Source organism: Prevotella koreensis (assembly GCF_003977605.1).
GTDB lineage: Bacteria > Bacteroidota > Bacteroidia > Bacteroidales > Bacteroidaceae > Prevotella > Prevotella koreensis.
Genome location: NZ_RYYU01000001.1, coordinates 417,851 through 431,194 on the forward strand (window position 1 = coordinate 417,851; position 13,344 = coordinate 431,194).

At 42.9% G+C, this 13,344-nt stretch carries 16 protein-coding genes; 4 read left to right on the forward strand and 12 right to left on the reverse strand.

The genetic code is table 11. The features are described from left to right. Positions 1–51: 51 nt before the first annotated feature. From EHV08_RS01745 to EHV08_RS01795, 12 genes are all read right to left on the reverse strand, one after another. Positions 52–669 carry a Crp/Fnr family transcriptional regulator gene (locus EHV08_RS01745; protein WP_126677714.1) on the reverse strand — a complete coding sequence of 206 codons (618 nt, stop codon included), beginning with the start codon at positions 667–669 and terminating at the stop codon, positions 52–54. A gap of 60 nt (positions 670–729) precedes the next feature. Beyond that, a complete protein-coding gene (locus EHV08_RS01750; protein WP_126677715.1) occupies positions 730–1,749 on the reverse strand; it encodes an FAD:protein FMN transferase in 1,020 nt (339 codons plus the stop codon). Between the two features lie 2 nt (positions 1,750–1,751). Beyond that, entirely contained in the window at positions 1,752–2,435 is a 684-nt protein-coding gene (locus EHV08_RS01755) for a DUF6048 family protein (RefSeq protein WP_126677716.1), read from the reverse strand. Beyond that, positions 2,386–2,871, reverse strand: a complete 486-nt coding sequence (locus EHV08_RS01760) for a DUF6452 family protein (RefSeq protein WP_126677717.1) — start codon at positions 2,869–2,871, stop codon at positions 2,386–2,388. The genes EHV08_RS01755 and EHV08_RS01760 overlap by 50 nt, the downstream gene beginning before the upstream one ends. Positions 2,872–2,953: 82 nt before the next feature. Beyond that, positions 2,954–3,904: a glycosyltransferase family 2 protein gene (locus EHV08_RS01765; RefSeq protein ID WP_126677718.1), complete on the reverse strand. Its 951-nt coding sequence runs from the start codon at positions 3,902–3,904 to the stop codon at positions 2,954–2,956. A gap of 21 nt (positions 3,905–3,925) precedes the next feature. After that, positions 3,926–4,504 carry a DUF4199 domain-containing protein gene (locus EHV08_RS01770; RefSeq protein ID WP_158676034.1) on the reverse strand — a complete coding sequence of 193 codons (579 nt, stop codon included), beginning with the start codon at positions 4,502–4,504 and terminating at the stop codon, positions 3,926–3,928. A 114-nt stretch (positions 4,505–4,618) separates the two neighbouring features. Then, entirely contained in the window at positions 4,619–5,257 is a 639-nt protein-coding gene (locus EHV08_RS01775; RefSeq protein WP_126677720.1) for a hypothetical protein, read from the reverse strand. Between the two features lie 74 nt (positions 5,258–5,331). Next, positions 5,332–5,850, reverse strand: a complete 519-nt coding sequence (locus tag EHV08_RS01780) for a hypothetical protein (RefSeq protein ID WP_126677721.1) — start codon at positions 5,848–5,850, stop codon at positions 5,332–5,334. A gap of 243 nt (positions 5,851–6,093) precedes the next feature. Further along, on the reverse strand, positions 6,094–6,612 hold the full coding sequence (locus tag EHV08_RS01785; RefSeq protein WP_126677721.1) for a hypothetical protein: 519 nt from the start codon (positions 6,610–6,612) through the stop codon (positions 6,094–6,096). 243 nt (positions 6,613–6,855) lie between these two features. Next, complete coding sequence (locus EHV08_RS01790) at positions 6,856–7,377, reverse strand: hypothetical protein (RefSeq protein ID WP_126677722.1); 522 nt, start codon at positions 7,375–7,377, stop codon at positions 6,856–6,858. Then, positions 7,343–7,627, reverse strand: coding sequence for a hypothetical protein (locus tag EHV08_RS11395; protein ID WP_158676035.1), 285 nt, complete (start codon positions 7,625–7,627; stop codon positions 7,343–7,345). The genes EHV08_RS01790 and EHV08_RS11395 overlap by 35 nt, the downstream gene beginning before the upstream one ends. Before the next feature lie 908 nt (positions 7,628–8,535). Beyond that, on the reverse strand, positions 8,536–9,717 hold the full coding sequence (locus EHV08_RS01795) for an iron-containing alcohol dehydrogenase (protein WP_126677723.1): 1,182 nt from the start codon (positions 9,715–9,717) through the stop codon (positions 8,536–8,538). A 136-nt stretch (positions 9,718–9,853) separates the two neighbouring features. Here EHV08_RS01795 and EHV08_RS01800 point away from each other — a divergent pair, with 136 nt between their 5' ends. The 4 genes from EHV08_RS01800 (at position 9,854) to EHV08_RS01815 (ending at position 13,324) form a co-directional block, all read left to right on the forward strand. After that, positions 9,854–10,531, forward strand: coding sequence for a hypothetical protein (locus EHV08_RS01800; RefSeq protein ID WP_126677724.1), 678 nt, complete (start codon positions 9,854–9,856; stop codon positions 10,529–10,531). A gap of 143 nt (positions 10,532–10,674) precedes the next feature. Continuing rightward, positions 10,675–11,025, forward strand: a complete 351-nt coding sequence (locus EHV08_RS01805; RefSeq protein ID WP_126677725.1) for an NADH-quinone oxidoreductase subunit A — start codon at positions 10,675–10,677, stop codon at positions 11,023–11,025. Then, a complete protein-coding gene (locus tag EHV08_RS01810) occupies positions 11,016–11,765 on the forward strand; it encodes an NADH-quinone oxidoreductase subunit B (protein WP_126677726.1) in 750 nt (249 codons plus the stop codon). Before EHV08_RS01805 ends, EHV08_RS01810 begins: the two co-directional genes overlap by 10 nt. After that, positions 11,762–13,324, forward strand: a complete 1,563-nt coding sequence (locus EHV08_RS01815) for an NADH-quinone oxidoreductase subunit D-related protein (protein ID WP_126677727.1) — start codon at positions 11,762–11,764, stop codon at positions 13,322–13,324. The genes EHV08_RS01810 and EHV08_RS01815 overlap by 4 nt, the downstream gene beginning before the upstream one ends. Positions 13,325–13,344: the final 20 nt, after the last annotated feature.

Consider the following 13,344-nt stretch of genomic DNA (forward strand, 5'->3'; position numbering starts at 1 on the left):
AATAAAATAATTCCTTGTTGCTGCTTAATGCCCGAATTTTTAACTAATATTTCACTCCTTCAGTTTCTCAAGCGCAGGAATATCCATTGTCGCACGGCTATGCGTCAGCAGTCCCTCATTCTCTAAAGTTTTCAGACAATTTGAAACGTTTATCCGGCTCTCTCCGAGCAGCATTCCGAGCACCTCCATTTTTATCTTCAGTCTCTTGTGTCCGGCCGGTGTCAGGCATCTTGTTTCAATGAAACCGAAAACCTTCCGGCGTATCGTTTCCGGTGTTTTGCGCCATTGCTGGCGTGAAAGCCGCTGCGTCTTTGTGCAGAGTATGTTCAGGATGTTTAGTCTGAATATCTCAAACTCGGACATAAGTCTTGTGGTGTCTTTCTTGTCTATGCTTACGATACTGCAATCTGTCGTGGTGGTGAATGTCCTTGTATATCGTTGATCCATACCGAAAATGCGTTCCGGCTGTATCATTGCCGGAGCCTTCACCGTCTCTTCGATGCTGTAACTGCCATCGTCGGCATTTTCTGTTGCGGTGAGTTCGCCTTGCAGCAGGAAGCACAGACGGTCACATCTCTCACCCTCTTGAATCACCACCTTGCCCCTGCCATGCTTTGAGAATGCCAAACGAGTATGCGCAACGACAGTTTCCATATCGTTACGACTCATTCCCTGAAACGGCGGGAGCAGTAGCAGATGGTCGTGTAGGCGCAATTCCTAAAGGTCAAGTCAGTTCGCAACTTTTCCTTCGAGCGATGGAGAGAACCACACAGCGTTTTCCCCTTTCTCTCCGGAATAAATGAGATAGGCCATAAGTTCGGGGTGTTTCTCCAGTACGCGCTTTGTCTTTTCCAAGCCGAGAACCATGAATGTCGTGGCATAGGCATCGGCCGTGGCACAGTCTTTCGCAATTACCGTGGCCGAAAGAATGTTGTGTTGTACCGGTTTTCCTGTCTTAGGGTCTATTGTATGAGCATATTTTTTGCCGTTCTTATAGTAGAATTTGCGGTAGTTCCCACTTGTCGCCATGGCCTTGTCGGTGAGGTTGAGCACCGTCTGTAGTTCTCCGTCAACGCTTATCGAGTCATCTACCGGCTTTGTTACCCCGATTTTCCAGGGCAATCTTTTCTCGCTGTTGCCGCTCGTTACGATTTCTCCACCTATTTCCACCATGAAGTTTTTCACGTCGTGACTGCGTAGCAGACGCGCCACAACATCGCTGCCATAACCTTTAGCAATGGCACTGAAGTCGAGCATGGTGCGCGCGTCGGTCTTCTTGGGTACAAGTTGATTGCCCTCGTTCACCACCTTGAACTTATCGTTGCCGATGAAAGCCAAGATACTGTCCACCTTATGCTTGTCAGGTATCTGCCGAGTCTTGAATCCGAAGCCCCAGGCATTGACCAGCGGAGCCACCGTTATGTCGAACGCTCCTTCACTCTCTTTGTTCACAGTCTGTGCCAAATTATATACCTCCATGAACATTTCGCTCAGTACAGGCTTCTCTCCGCGGTTTATTTTCGACACCGTTGAGTTCTTGTTATACATCGAAAACTCGTCGTCAACGTTTTTCAGTGCAGCCTCAATCTCGCTTTTCAGGTTCTTGTCAGACTGATATGTGATTGTGTAGAACGTGCCGAACACCTCGCCGGTGTCATGCTGATAGGGCATGGTTTGCTGTTGCCTTATTATGAGTATAGTACCAACAACAAGCAACACAAGGAAAAGAATTTGAAAAAAACGTTTCATAGTTAAATCTCCAATATTACATTAAACGTACCTCCAAAACACGAATTTCCGTCTTTGCCGTAGCCCGGAACATACCAAGAGTTGCCCAACATTCCGTTGTCATAACTGATGCGTTGGCGGTAGCGCACGCTCCAGCCGAGGTGTATCGGTCCCCATATCGTGGCATCAACACCGAACACCGCCTCTGCCCAATGGTAGTGGCACTTGATGTCTTTGCCGCCATATTCCACTGTGCCGCCCCAAACAGGGTCTGTAAGGACAGGATATTCCAAATCGTATTTCCATGATGTATATGCGTAACGCACTCCGGCATAGAGACGGTAGATGTCGTCTTTGTTTTTAAGAAGATTGAAGTCTATGCCTATTCTGCCGTAAGGTGCGCTCGTCTTGTATCTCATATTTGTGATTTCATTGGTGTGGTCGGTCTTGCCATAACCAATTTCCACAATGGGGAAATATCTGTTGCGCAGGTTCACACGTACCGCACCCTCATACTGTCCGTAGTCGCCGAGTGTCATCATGCCAGCCCCCACGAGGTCGGCCGACACCGCAATGCCCCTAAAGAACGGCAGCGTGTCAGGCTTTTCTACCAATTTCTGCTGTTGCGCATCGGCTGACATAGGCATCAGCATGAGGCTAAGAGCCAGAATTGAAATATATGCGTATATGCTCTTTGGTGGCATCATTGTTTATTTCTCTGTCGTTAATTATTACCGAATCAATCCTGTTTCGAGTGCAACTCACTCCCAATATGGTATGGAAGAACGAGGGGCCACAGTCTATCGACTCAAAGTGGGGGGAGTTTGTTTTCCTTATCGTAATGGTGTCTGATGTGACCTCGTTTTCCGAGTTGCGCATTTCAAGCACCATCCGGTCGGCATCGCCTGCATAACTCACCGGCAGACTGAATGTTGTGGCTCCTGTCTTACGGTTCAGGAGAATTGTGTCGCCGCCCGTATTTCGCTCCGTGAAAATGGTAAGCGTATCATTCAGCGTGTAGCGTTTGCCATCGCTGCCATACAGGTTATATGTGGCATAGACTGCATTGTTTAGCGGACAGTCTATTGACGTGCATGCCGCAAGCAATGCCGCGAAAGTAATAATACCGAACAATTTTCTCATACCGTTGAATAATCTGTTTAAAAAATATTTCTCCTTTTTCGCCTCTTACCACTCGTTCCCACTCCAACTCCTGCGTTGTTTCTCAAATCTTGTCTGCAATCTGGTACTCGTTCCTGTTCTGTGATGAGCGGCTTATAAGGTCACCAAGGAAGCCCGTGAGGAAGAGTTGCGTTCCCAGTATCATCATTGTCAGCGAGATGTAGAAGAACGGCGAGTCGGTAACGAGTCGCTGTCTGATGCCGTTTGCGAGACACCAAAGTTTGTCGGCACCGATGAATGCAGCAGAGAGGAAGCCGATTATGAATACAATAGTGCCCAGAAAACCGAACACATGCATCGGCTTGCTACCGAAACTGCTAAGAAACCATAGCGTGATGAGGTCGAGATAGCCGTTGAAGAAGCGGTTGAGGCCGAACTTCGTCGTGCCGTATTTGCGTGCCTGATGTTGCACCACCTTCTCGCCAATCTTGGAGAATCCCGCATTCTTTGCCAGATATGGTATGTAGCGGTGCATCTCGCCATACACTTCGATGTTCTTTACTACCTCGATGCGGTATGCCTTCAGTCCGCAGTTGAAGTCGTGCAGGTTCTTTATCCCGCTTATCTTGCGTGCCGTGGCGTTGAACAGTTTCGTGGGAAGTGTTTTAGACAATGGGTCGTAACGCTTCTGTTTGTAACCGGAAACGAGGTCGTAGCCCTCAACAGTAATCATACGGTAGAGTTCCGGAATCTCGTTCGGGGAGTCCTGCAAGTCGGCATCCATAGTGATTACAACATCTCCTGATGCTTCCTCGAAACCACAGTATAGCGCAGGACTCTTGCCGTAGTTGCGGCGGAACTTTATGCCTTTCACCTGCGGGTGTTTCGATTTCAGGTCGCATATAACGTCCCAAGAGTGGTCGCGCGAACCGTCGTTGACGAAAATTACCTCGTAAGAGAAGTTGTTCTCTTTCATCACGCGGTCAATCCATGCGAAGAGTTCGGGAAGCGACTCCTCTTCATTATATAAAGGTATTACAACAGAAATGTCCATGTATTGTTGATTCTAAGAGTTCTATATCAGAGTAGAGCCTTCGTCATCATTGCCGTAGGCCTTGTGGTTGTTGCCTTTTTTTGCGAATAGTGCCAATGGAAGACTTAACAACATGCTGAACAGTATGTTGCCGGAGAGAAACTGTATCACCACTTCCACGGGGCGCATTTCGGAAAGCACGGCAATAACCGACTCGACATCCTGCCCCGAAAGACCATAGTTCCCAAATGTTTCTGCCATTTCAGGCGAGCGGAGAATATTGCTGTAATGCTCCAGGAAATAACCGTTATCAAGAAATTGGAAATAAACCAGTTGCACAGCTGCGAAAATCAATGTTGCGCAAATCATCATCATTATTGCATACCCCAATGCGTGGCGGAAACTCATGCTGTTGCCAAGCACTCTCCTTCGGAACTTTTTCATTCGTGACAATGCGTAGAAAGGCGAGGCAATGCTGATTATCATTGCTGCAAAAGACCATGCAGGGTTGGTGAAACCTGCTACCGTAAACAGGAAACCCACAGCCCACATAACACCGACAAGCGCACCATCGATGCGCGAGCGAGCCATCATACGGGCATATTCTTCAGAGGTACTCATTGTTCTCTTATCCGTTTTGTCTGCAAAATTACTCATTTATTGATAAAACTCCAAAGAAAACGAACATATTTTAACCCCATTTGGGTTTAAGGTTATACATGCGTTATTAACATATCATTTCTTTTTCATTGCTTCCTTGTATGCTTTTTTATAGTTCTTCCAATCCTTCTTGTCCTCCCAAATCCATTTCTTTAACTTTGAACGAAACTTCGTTGATGGAGGTAAACGCTTGTTGGGGATGAGTTCAAAAAACACAGCACGCTCACAAGGTTTTTCTGGTTCATCGTCTATACGTGACTTTACCCATATTTCTTTAAAGAAAAAGAGGTGATTTCTGTCTATTATTTTATAATATCTTTTAATTAACGTAATGGAAAGTTGATAATGTATATAAGTATCCACCTCTATCGTATCTCCCTTAACTTCATAATATCCACCTAAACCGTAATATAATTGATTTTTAAAATCTACCGAATCACTTTTTTGCTTATATATAGAATCTTCATTCTCCAAATAAATATCACCGTATGTACCATCATTATAAAGAATAAATGGTATCTCATTATTATACTTATGAATTCTATTATGATTTGTATTTACATAATAACCGTCAATATTGATTTTTTCTTCAATATTGTTATTTATGTTTGGACGAAACCGCCCAACCTGCATGGCTCTTTCATGTGCACTTGGGAATGGTGCCCAACAAGCACATAGAAGAAGACATGAGAACAAATAAAATGCTTTTTTCATAATCTGTATGTTTTAAAGGTTTATATTATAATTTCGAGAGTATTCCATTTTGCTATTCTCTCAACAGATAAAGATTATTTTTTCATAGGGTTAAACAATTTTACCCTCAATGTGTCATTAAGAATTCTTTTCCCATTGCTCGTGATAAAGTCAGATGGGAGTATTGATAAGATCAAGGGATTTTTGATTTCTTTAGTTTCATCTTTACGATGATAGAAGATATATACAGTAACATTACAATCTTTAACAGTAGTATTGCTCTTTACTTTATAACCATTACTGATTGATATATTTTGTGGTTCAGGATTATGTAAAATTAAATTTTCGTCATTAAGTAACAGTCTCAAAGAATCCGTATTGATGACATAACTACCTTTTAATTCATAACCAATATAATAATATTTCCCTTGATAACAGATACAATTAATACTTGCAAATCCAGTTTCTGTAGCAATATCTATCTTTGGCTTTTGATTATCAAAAACCAGATGAGAGGCTGTACAACAAGACTGAAATAACAATATAGTCATGATTGCAGTAACAAGAAGCCTTGTTCTTCTACCACCATTTGTAATGCTCAACAAAGTCTTCATAATAATTCCTATCTTTAACAAAATTTCCTTTTAACTATAAAACATTTATTCCTTGTAATCCATAATTCAGCAAAAACATATCATTTAATGCACGTGATTGCCAAAGATTATGTAACTCGTGATCAATTAGTTTGTATAAATTACTATTACCGGTTACCGTGTGAGGTCTCAATCTGTATGTTTTAAAGGTTATATTCTAATTTCGAGAGTATTCCATTTTGCTATTCTCTCAACAGATAAAGATTATTTTTTCATAGGGTTAAACAATTTTACCCTCAATGTGTCATTAAGAATTCTTTTCCCATTGCTCGTGATAAAGTCAGATGGGAGTATTGATAAGATCAAGGGATTTTTGATTTCTTTAGTTTCATCTTTACGATGATAGAAGATATATACAGTAACATTACAATCTTTAACAGTAGTATTGCTCTTTACTTTATAACCATTACTGATTGATATATTTTGTGGTTCAGGATTATGTAAAATTAAATTTTCGTCATTAAGTAACAGTCTCAAAGAATCCGTATTGATGACATAACTACCTTTTAATTCATAACCAATATAATAATATTTCCCTTGATAACAGATACAATTAATACTTGCAAATCCAGTTTCTGTAGCAATATCTATCTTTGGCTTTTGATTATCAAAAACCAGATGAGAGGCTGTACAACAAGACTGAAATAACAATATAGTCATGATTGCAGTAACAAGAAGCCTTGTTCTTCTACCACCATTTGTAATGCTCAACAAAGTCTTCATAATAATTCCTATCTTTAACAAAATTTCCTTTTAACTATAAAACATTTATTCCTTGTAATCCATAATTCAGCAAAAACATATCATTTAATGCACGTGATTGCCAAAGATTATGTAACTCGTGATCAATTAGTTTGTATAAATTACTATTACCGGTTACCGTGTGAGGTCTCAATCTGTATGTTTTAAAGGTTATATTCTAATTTCGAGAGTATTCCATTTTGCTATTCTCTCAACAGATAAAGATTATTTTTTCATAGGGTTAAACAATTTTACCCTCAATGTGTCATTAAGAATTCTTTTCCCATTGCTCGTGATAAAGTCAGATGGGAGTATTGATAAGATCAAGGGATTTTTGATTTCTTTAGTTTCATCTTTACGCTCATAACGTATATCTATAGAAATGTAACAGTCTTTAACTGTAGAATTGCTCTTTACTATATAGCCCTTATTGATTGATATTTTTTTGAGTCTGTCATGCTGAAAAATTAAATTTTCGTCATTGAGCAATAATTTCAAAGAGTCCGGATTGATGATATAACTACCTTTTAAGTCGTAACCAAGATAATAATATTTTCCTTGAAAACACATACAATTAATACTTGCACTACCTGTTTCTGTAGCAATATCTAAATTAGGCTTGAGATTATTCTCAAAAGGAATTAGATAACCTATATCACAAGAATGAAAGAATACGATTGCTATGATTGTGGCAACAAGAAATTTTATCCTTTTACCACCATTCGTAGTTATTGACAAAGTCTTCATAATAATTCCTATCTTTAACAAAATTTCCTTTTAACAATAAAGCATTTATTCCTTGTAATCCATAATTCAGCAAAAACATATCATTTAATGCACGTGATTGCCAAAGATGAAGTAACTCGTGATCAATTAGTTTGTATAAATTACTATTACCGGTTACCGTGTGAGGACTAAATCCTATATTATAAATATATGGATCGCATGATATAAGTAGAATAGTAAGCAGCCCCCCAATTTTTTCATATTTTTTCATGTTTAATTCCGTCAACGGTTTTATTTAGGTAAATACATTAAGTTTTTTTATTTTCCACATATATGGTGGCGTTTTTCGGTTGCAAAGTTACATCTTTAAAACTCCGAAATCAAGTTTATTGTGTTAAAAGTTTTGCTTTTCTTGTTTTATGTATAATAATCTCTTTCGGTTAATTCTTTAACAACTCATTGTTTAATAAGTACTAACTGTATTCAACGAGGCCGTCTTCATTCTTCTTTGTCGTTATTCTTACTAACCGATTCAATTTCTCTAAAAGATTCATCACATGTTCTTCAATATTAAACCCAAATTGATTCATTAGAACGCATTTGCTTAGATTTGTTATTACCGTCATGCTTTCTTATTGCTTTAGTCTGCTTGCCGACATCTGCGCAGCCATTATATCTCTCCGTAGCCCGCTACGCTTTCGATGAAACGTCAGCACATCTAATCAACAATCGAACTAGATATATCTTTGTTCGTCTTGTCTCAAACTGCCGATGACACAGCAATGGCATATCTTTCGGAAAGCAATTTCGCCCAATTTGCAGACCAATTTCGCCCAAATTACAGACCAATTTCGCCCGTTTTGGTTTGCATTTTGGCATGTTTGGGTTTACCTCAAATCGATCATTAGACCGCATTTGCTTAGATTCCCTATTGCCGGTATGCTTCCCTTCTGCTTTAGTCTGCTTGCCGATATCTGCGCAACCATTCCATCTCGACGTAGCCCGCTACGCCTTCGATGAAACGGCAGCACATCTGCTCAACAATCGAACAAAACCGGTTGAGGGCTTTAATGATTGATTCGGGTTAAATATCTTTCAGCGCGAATGACCGTAAAGTGGATTTTAACCGTTAGTAAATGCTTTTTGCTTGTGTTTCTTGGTGTGTCTGCCGATAGGTTTCTATTTCGCAAGTCGATATATTTCAATCATTTCTTTCTTGCTTAGTTTCTCAAGAGACCCGATGGTTATGCTACCTGCACGGCTGCATTTATCTGCCATTATTTCTATTTCTTCGTCGGTCACTTCGCGACCCATTATTTCTTTCATTGTTATGGGCATGCCAATCCTGTGCATGAAAGTCTCAAAGGCTTGTATTCCTTTCTCTGCCGTCTGTTCGGGAGATGTGAAATCGTTTTCTACGCCCATTACATTTACGGCGAAACGAACGAAGCGTGAGGTGTGGCGTGGGAGCATATATCGTGCCCAACTTGGCCATATCGCGGCAAGTCCGGCACCATGTGTCACTCCGAACAGTGCGCTCAACTCATGTTCGAGACGGTGGGTGGCGAAGTCTTTTTCCAGTCCGCATTCCGTAAGATTGTTGTGTGACAGGCTGCCTGCCCACATTATCTGCGCCCGGGCACGGTAGTCCTCCGGGTCGTGCATCACGTCTAAGGTGCAGTTCATGACTGTTCGCAGCAATGCTTCGGCAATGGCATCGGTCAGTGTCATGTCCTGATGGCGACTGAAATAACGTTCCATAGTGTGCATCATGATGTCTGTTGCCCCCGCGGCCGTTTGATATGGCGGCAGTGTGAATGTTCTTTCGGGATTCATTATTGCGAAACGGCAGCGGCACAGGTCGCTGTTTACGCCGCGCTTCAGCAGTCCCTCGTCTTTTGTTATCACGCAACTGTCGCTCATCTCGCTGCCTGCGGCAGGTATTGTAAGTACTGCGCCGATTGGGAGTGCGGCCTGAGGAGTGCTCTTTCCGTTCCAGAAGTCCCACACATCGCCGTCGTAGCATGCGCCGTATGCGATTGCTTTGGAAGAGTCGATTACGCTTCCGCCACCAACGGCGAGTATGAAATCGACACCTTCTTTTCGGCACAGGTCTATTCCTTTATATACCATTGAGAGCAGAGGGTTGGGAACAACGCCTCCGAGTTCTATGTGGCTGATGCCTTTTTCGTCAAGAAGTCTGAGCATCTTGTCGAGCAATCCGCTTTTCTTGGCACTGCCGCCACCGTAGTGTACGAGAACTTTCGTGCCACCATATTTCTTTACCAGTTCGGCCACTTTTTCTTCCGATTGTCTGCCAAACACCACTTGGGTGGGGGAATAATAATTGAAGTCTTTCATAGTTAGCAAAAATATTACGAATGCAAAAGTAATAAAAATAATTGGGAAAAGGCTAATAGGGGTAGGAAAAATCCCTTCCTTTTTTTGTTTCTTTGAAAAATAATGTTAACTTTGCAATCACATAGAAAAAGATAGTATGTCACGATTGCTGTTTTTAATATCATTGTTCGTCTGCATTTCCTGTGGCATGGGAGATGCAAGGAAAGATGGCATGCCTGCCGAAGTGGTGGATGTGAAAGGAGAGTTGATGTCGGTCATTGACACAACTAAATATTATCCGGTGAATTTTGTGTATTCAAATCCCGGCAACTATCCCAATGATGTTATTGTTACCGACCTTAATTGCGGGGAGGTGAGCGGCAATATTCTTGTGAGTTTGCCTGCGAGTGACATACGGCTGTTGGGCGACTCGATATTCGTGATGCGCAATGTGCCGGGTATTGATGATGTGCTGGTGCTATGCAAGGGAAATGTTGACGTGATGTATAGTGCCAAGACAGAACCCTTTGACAGTCTCGCGCTCGACGCTCATGGCATGTTGCCGATATATGCAGACGGTGCTTTGAGTGCCGATGTAAATTCTTATAAATGGAAGAGTGGGGCGGCACATGTATTCTTTTCCTATCAAGACCATGACATATACAGACTTAATGTCGCCGTATCGCCCAGAGGAAAGTTCGTTTGTAAAGATACGGAGGTCTCGGTTATGGGGCGGAAAATTTCTTTTCGCGACCTGAAAGACAATGCCAAAATCAACACTTTCATGGCACAGATAGAGGCTGATATAAGCAAGATTATACAGGCGAGTCGTTAAAATATTGTTGTCTTCACGCCTGTTTGGGGGTAAAAGGCAATAGCAAGGTGTTTTTTTTTCTTTTTAACTCTTTGGTTTGTGAATTAATTATTACCTTTGCAGCCGATTGAGAAATCAAAAAAATAAATATATTCTAAACCTTTATGAATTTTACTTTGTTGATTACCGTCTTTTTGACGGCTATCGTATTGGTGGCAGGGGCGTATGTCATCGCGAAACTTATCGGCCCCCGTTCCTACAACAAGGTGAAGGGCGAACCTTTTGAGTGTGGTATTCCTACGCGTGGTTCGTCGTGGATACCTATGTCTGTGGGTTACTACCTATTCGCAATCCTGTTTCTCATGTTCGATGTGGAAACCCTTTTCCTCTATCCATGGGCAGTGGTTGTTAAGCAGTATGGCCCGATGGCTCTTGTCAGCATCGGGTTCTTCCTGTTAGTACTTGTATTTGGCTTGGCATACGCCTGGCGGAAAGGAGCGTTGGAATGGAAGTGAGAAAGCCGAAAATCAAAAGCATTCCTTACGCCGAGTTTAAGGACAATGAGGGTCTTGAGAAAATCGTAAACGAACTCCACGAAGGTGGGGTTAATGTCGTTACGGGCAATCTTGACCAACTCATCAACTGGGGGCGTTCAAACTCCCTATGGTCGTTGACTTTCGCCACGAGTTGCTGCGGTATCGAGTTCATGGCCGTGGGCTGTGCCCGCTATGACTTTGCGCGTTTCGGATTTGAGGTTACGCGTAACTCGCCACGTCAGGCAGACCTCATCATGTGTGCCGGTACGATAACCCACAAGATGGCTCCTGCGCTGAAGCGTCTCTATGATGAGATGGCCGAACCGAAGTATGTTATTGCAGTGGGCGGATGTGCCATAAGTGGCGGCCCGTTCAAGTCGAGTTATCATGTAGTGAAAGGCATCGAGGAAATCGTGCCGGTAGATGTGTTTATCCCCGGCTGTCCACCGCGTCCGGAAGCAATCATGTATGGCATGATGCAACTGCAGCGCAAGGTGAAGATTGAGAAATTCTTCGGTGGAGTGAACCATAAGCAGAACGAGAAAGAACGCGAACTCGGACTGAGCAACGAGGCTCTGATCTACGGAAAGAAACCTATTGTGGTGACCAATGTGCCCGAAGACTTCAAAATGGAGCGCGAGGCACTTGACGGAAAGCCTGCTGACATAAAGCCGGCCGCACCCGAAGTTCAACAAAAAACAGAGGAGGACGCGAAATGAAATTAGAGAACATTATATTCGATTTCGATAAGTTCGCCTCTGAAATGGTGAACTTGAAAGAGAAGAAACACTTCGACTATCTTGTAACAATAGTAGGAGAAGATTTCGGCGAGGAAGGACTTGGCTGCATCTATATTCTTGAAAATACCGAGACCAACGAGCGCATCAGCGTGAAGATGATGGCAAAGCAGGTGGGTGACGATTATGTTATACCTACCACATACCATATCTGGAAGGGCTCTAATCTTTTGGAGCGTGAGGTGTTTGACTTCTATGGCATAAAGTTCCTTGGTCATCCCGATATGCGCCGACTCTATTTGAGAAACGATTTCGAGGGTTATCCGTTCAGAAAAGATTATAAACCGAAAGAAGGATATTCGCTTGAGGACGACCAAGAACCCGACTACGGAATGGAATATTCGCTTGGGGCAGACGGTAAACTCGTTTCCAAGCAGAACAAATTGTTCACCGACGACGAATATGTTATTAATATAGGTCCGCAGCACCCGTCAACTCACGGTGTGCTACGACTGCAGACAGTCATCGACGGTGAGACCATAAAGAGGATTTATCCGCACCTCGGATATATACACCGTGGTATAGAAAAGATGTGTGAGGAATATACTTATCCGCAGACTCTTGCCCTCACAGACCGTCTTAACTATCTCGCAGCGATGATGCACCGCCATGCGTTGGTGGGCGTGATTGAGGAGGCTATGGGCATAGAACTCAGCGACCGAATAAAGTATATACGCACAATAATGGACGAGTTGCAACGTATCGACGGACATCTTCTGTATCTTGGTTGCTGTGCTCAGGACCTCGGTGCCCTCACCGCCTTCCTGTATTGCATGCGCGACCGTGAGCATGTGCTCAACGTTATGGAAGAGACTACCGGCGGACGACTCATTCAGAACTACTACCGCATTGGTGGTTTGCAAGACGACATCGACCCGAACTTCGTGGAGAACGTTAAGAAACTATGTACTTATCTCAAGCCTATGATAAAGGAATACATGGATGTGTTTGGCGATAACGTCATCACACACCGGCGTTTCGAGAACGTAGGAACAATGGATAAGGAGAATATCATCAGTTACGGAGTGTCCGGTGCGTCAGGACGTGCAAGCGGTTGGAAAAACGATGTGCGAAAGAATCACCCCTACGACATGTATGACAAAGTGGAGTGGGAGCAGGTTACATGCGACACTTGCGACTCCATGGGACGCTATATGATACGTATCAATGAATTGAAACAGAGCATACGCATCATCGAACAACTGATAGACAATATTCCGGAGGGAGAATACTACATCAAGCAGAAACCTATAATAAAGGTTCCTGAAGGACAATGGTACTTCTCCGTGGAGGGAACAAGCGGCGAGATAGGTGTATATCTCGACTCTCGTGGCGACAAGACACCATACCGACTGAAACTCCGTCCGATGGGACTGACGCTTATCGGAGCAATGGACGAGATGTTGCGCGGCGAGAAAATTGCCGACCTCGTGACCACCGGAGCGGCGTTGGATTTCGTTATTCCTGACATTGACCGGTAATAGAAAACTTATAATAGAAA

Coding starts and splice junctions, on each gene's coding strand:
- EHV08_RS01745 (WP_126677714.1), bottom strand. CDS start 669: ATGAGTCGTAACGATATGGAAACTGTCGTTGCGCATACTCGTTTGGCA.
- EHV08_RS01750 (WP_126677715.1), bottom strand. CDS start 1,749: ATGAAACGTTTTTTTCAAATTCTTTTCCTTGTGTTGCTTGTTGTTGGT.
- EHV08_RS01755 (WP_126677716.1), bottom strand. CDS start 2,435: ATGATGCCACCAAAGAGCATATACGCATATATTTCAATTCTGGCTCTT.
- EHV08_RS01760 (WP_126677717.1), bottom strand. CDS start 2,871: ATGAGAAAATTGTTCGGTATTATTACTTTCGCGGCATTGCTTGCGGCA.
- EHV08_RS01765 (WP_126677718.1), bottom strand. CDS start 3,904: ATGGACATTTCTGTTGTAATACCTTTATATAATGAAGAGGAGTCGCTT.
- EHV08_RS01770 (WP_158676034.1), bottom strand. CDS start 4,504: ATGAGTACCTCTGAAGAATATGCCCGTATGATGGCTCGCTCGCGCATC.
- EHV08_RS01775 (WP_126677720.1), bottom strand. CDS start 5,257: ATGAAAAAAGCATTTTATTTGTTCTCATGTCTTCTTCTATGTGCTTGT.
- EHV08_RS01780 (WP_126677721.1), bottom strand. CDS start 5,850: ATGAAGACTTTGTTGAGCATTACAAATGGTGGTAGAAGAACAAGGCTT.
- EHV08_RS01785 (WP_126677721.1), bottom strand. CDS start 6,612: ATGAAGACTTTGTTGAGCATTACAAATGGTGGTAGAAGAACAAGGCTT.
- EHV08_RS01790 (WP_126677722.1), bottom strand. CDS start 7,377: ATGAAGACTTTGTCAATAACTACGAATGGTGGTAAAAGGATAAAATTT.
- EHV08_RS11395 (WP_158676035.1), bottom strand. CDS start 7,627: ATGAAAAAATATGAAAAAATTGGGGGGCTGCTTACTATTCTACTTATA.
- EHV08_RS01795 (WP_126677723.1), bottom strand. CDS start 9,717: ATGAAAGACTTCAATTATTATTCCCCCACCCAAGTGGTGTTTGGCAGA.
- EHV08_RS01800 (WP_126677724.1), top strand. CDS start 9,854: ATGTCACGATTGCTGTTTTTAATATCATTGTTCGTCTGCATTTCCTGT.
- EHV08_RS01805 (WP_126677725.1), top strand. CDS start 10,675: ATGAATTTTACTTTGTTGATTACCGTCTTTTTGACGGCTATCGTATTG.
- EHV08_RS01810 (WP_126677726.1), top strand. CDS start 11,016: ATGGAAGTGAGAAAGCCGAAAATCAAAAGCATTCCTTACGCCGAGTTT.
- EHV08_RS01815 (WP_126677727.1), top strand. CDS start 11,762: ATGAAATTAGAGAACATTATATTCGATTTCGATAAGTTCGCCTCTGAA.